2 protein-coding genes are annotated in these 2,693 nt (G+C 64.6%); both read left to right on the top strand.

Annotated features, from left to right (window positions below):
• A partial coding sequence (locus EN893_RS28045; protein WP_206640185.1) for a trimethylamine methyltransferase family protein occupies nt 1-658 on the top strand: 658 nt, incomplete at its 5' end.
• Between the two features lie 90 nt (nt 659-748).
• Nucleotides 749-2,693 (top strand): FAD-dependent oxidoreductase (locus EN893_RS28040; RefSeq protein ID WP_164901172.1); only part of this gene is annotated, 1,945 nt, incomplete at its 3' end.

The following is a 2,693-nucleotide window of genomic DNA, read 5'->3' as shown; positions in this document are numbered from 1 at the left end:
TGTCCGTCCGGGCGCGCCGGTCATGTATGGCGCCTTCACCTCCAATGTCGACATGAAGTCGGGCGCGCCGGCCTTCGGCACGCCTGAGAACACCAAGGCCAACATCGCTTCGGGGCAACTGGCGCGGCGCTACGGGCTGCCCTACCGCACGACGCCGGGCTCGGCCTCCAACGCCGCCGATGCGCAGGGCGCCTATGAGACGCTGATGGCGCTGTGGGGTGCGGTGCTCGGCCATGGCAACCTCGTCTACCACGCCGCCGGCTGGCAGGAGGGCGGGCTGACGGCGTCGTTCGAAAAACTCATCATCGATGTCGAGATGATCCAGCACATGATGGAGTTCTTGCGCCCGATCGAGGTCAACGAGGCCGAGCTTGCCGTCGAGGCTTTAGGCGCGGTGCCGACCGGCGGCCATTTCTTCGGTGAGCCGCACACGCTGGAGCGCTACGCCACCGCCTTCTATCAGCCGATGCTGTCCAACTGGCAGAATTACGAAGCGTGGCAGGAAGCCGGCGGGCTCGACGCCACTGCGCGCGCGACGCGGCTGTGGAAGAAGGCGCTGGAAGACTATGTCGAGCCGGTGATGGATATCGCCGTGCGCGAGGCGCTGGAGGCTTACATGGCCAGGCGCAAGGAAGCGATCGGGCAGGGCGAGCCGTGATGATTGCAGGATTGTGCGCGCACACCGGCTTGGCTCCTCCCATGTCGATTCATTCCACCCATCCAACTCATTGATAACAGAGCAAAACTCATGAAATCGCATGCAAAGGTCGTGGTCATTGGCGGTGGCGTCGTCGGGTGCTCCGTGCTGTTCCATCTCGCCCGCCACGGCTGGACCGATGTTGTCCTGCTGGAGCGCGACGAATTGACGTCCGGCTCGACCTGGCACGCGGCCGGGGGCATGCACACCATCAATGGCGACCCCAACGTCGCCAAGCTGCAGAAATACACCATCAACCTCTACAAGGAGATCGAGGAGCTTTCCGGCCAGGCGACCGGCGTGCATCTGACCGGTGGCGTGCTTTTGGCGGCAACCGAGGCGCGGCTGGACTGGCTGCGCGGCGTCGTCGCCAAGGGCCGTTATCTCGGCATCGAGCTCGAGGAGATCTCGCCCAACGAAGCGGCCGAGCTGATGCCGCTGCTCGATCCCAAGCAGTTCGTCGGCGCCGTCAGGAACAAGGAGGACGGCCATCTCGATCCCTCAGGCGTTACCCATGCCTATGCCAAGGCCGCGCGGAAACTTGGGGCGGAAGTGGAGCGCTTCACCAAGGTCGAGGACATCGTGCGCCGGCCCGACGGGCTATGGCGCGTCATCACCAACAAGGGCGAGGTGGTGGCCGAGCATGTCGTCAATGCCGGCGGCCTGTGGGCGCGCGAGGTCGGCCGCATGGTTGGTCTCGAACTGCCGGTGCTGGCCATGGAGCACATGTACCTGATCACCGAGGACATGCCTGAGGTCGCCGCCTGGAATGCCAAGACCGGCACCGAGATCATCCACGCGGTCGATTTCGACGGCGAGCTTTACCTGCGCCAGGAGCGCGGCGGCATGCTGATGGGCACCTATGAGAAGGCCAACAAGCCGTGGTCCGAATACCAGACGCCATGGAATTTCGGCCATGAATTGCTGGAGCCGGACATCGACCGCATCGCGCCGTCTCTGGAAGTCGGCTTCCGCCATTTCCCCGCCTTCCAGAACACCGGCATCAAGCAGATCATCAACGGCCCCTTCACTTTCGCCCCTGATGGCAACCCGCTGGTCGGGCCGGTGCGCGGCCTGCCGGGCTTCTGGGTCGCCTGCGGTGTCATGGCCGGTTTTTCGCAAGGCGGCGGCGTCGGCCTTGCTTTGTCGAACTGGATGATCGAGGGCGATCCCGGCGCCGATATCTGGGCGATGGATGTCGCGCGCTATGGCGACTGGGCGACGATGGCCTACACCAACGCCAAGGTGCGCGAGAATTATTCCAGGCGCTTTTCGATCCGCTTCCCCAATGAGGAGCTGCCCGCCGGGCGGCCGCTGAAGACGACGCCGATCTATGATCTGCTGTCTGCTGGGGGTGCGCAATGGGGCGTTGCCTATGGGCTGGAAGTGCCGCTGTGGTACGCGCCGGAAGGCGTCAAGGACGAGTTCTCGTGGCGCCGCTCGAGCGACTTCACGCAGGTCGCCAAGGAGGTCGCGACGGTACGTGACAGTGTCGGCCTGTCCGAGATTTCGAGCTTCGCCAAATACCAGGTGACGGGTGAGGGAGCGGCCGCCTGGCTCGACCGGATGCTTACCTGCAAACTGCCGAAACCCGGCCGCATGACGCTGGCGCCGATGCTGAAGCAGGACGGCAGGCTCATCGGCGACTTCACGCTGGCCAATCTGGGGGAGGATGGCTGGTTCCTCGCCGGCTCCGGCATCGCCGAGCAATACCACATGCGCTGGTTCGAGAAGCACCTGCCTGACGATGGATCGGTCCGCATCGAAGCGCTGGGCGCGAGGCTCACCGGTCTGTCGATCGCCGGCCCGAAGGCGCGGGATGTGCTGGCAAAGGCCACGCGCTCGGATGTCTCCAACGCGGCATTTTCCTTCATGGCCATTGGCCGGATGGATATCGGCATGGCGCCGTGCCTGGTCGGCCGTGTGAGCTATACCGGCGATCTCGGCTACGAAATCTGGGTGGCGCCGGAATACCAGCGCGCCGCCTATCAAGCGC

Source organism: Mesorhizobium sp. M7A.F.Ca.CA.004.04.2.1 (genome assembly GCF_004022825.1).
In the GTDB taxonomy this organism is placed as follows: Bacteria; Pseudomonadota; Alphaproteobacteria; order Rhizobiales; family Rhizobiaceae; genus Mesorhizobium.
The sequence above is the reverse complement of the archived record's forward strand: the minus strand, read 5'-3'. Positions and strand labels throughout refer to the sequence as shown.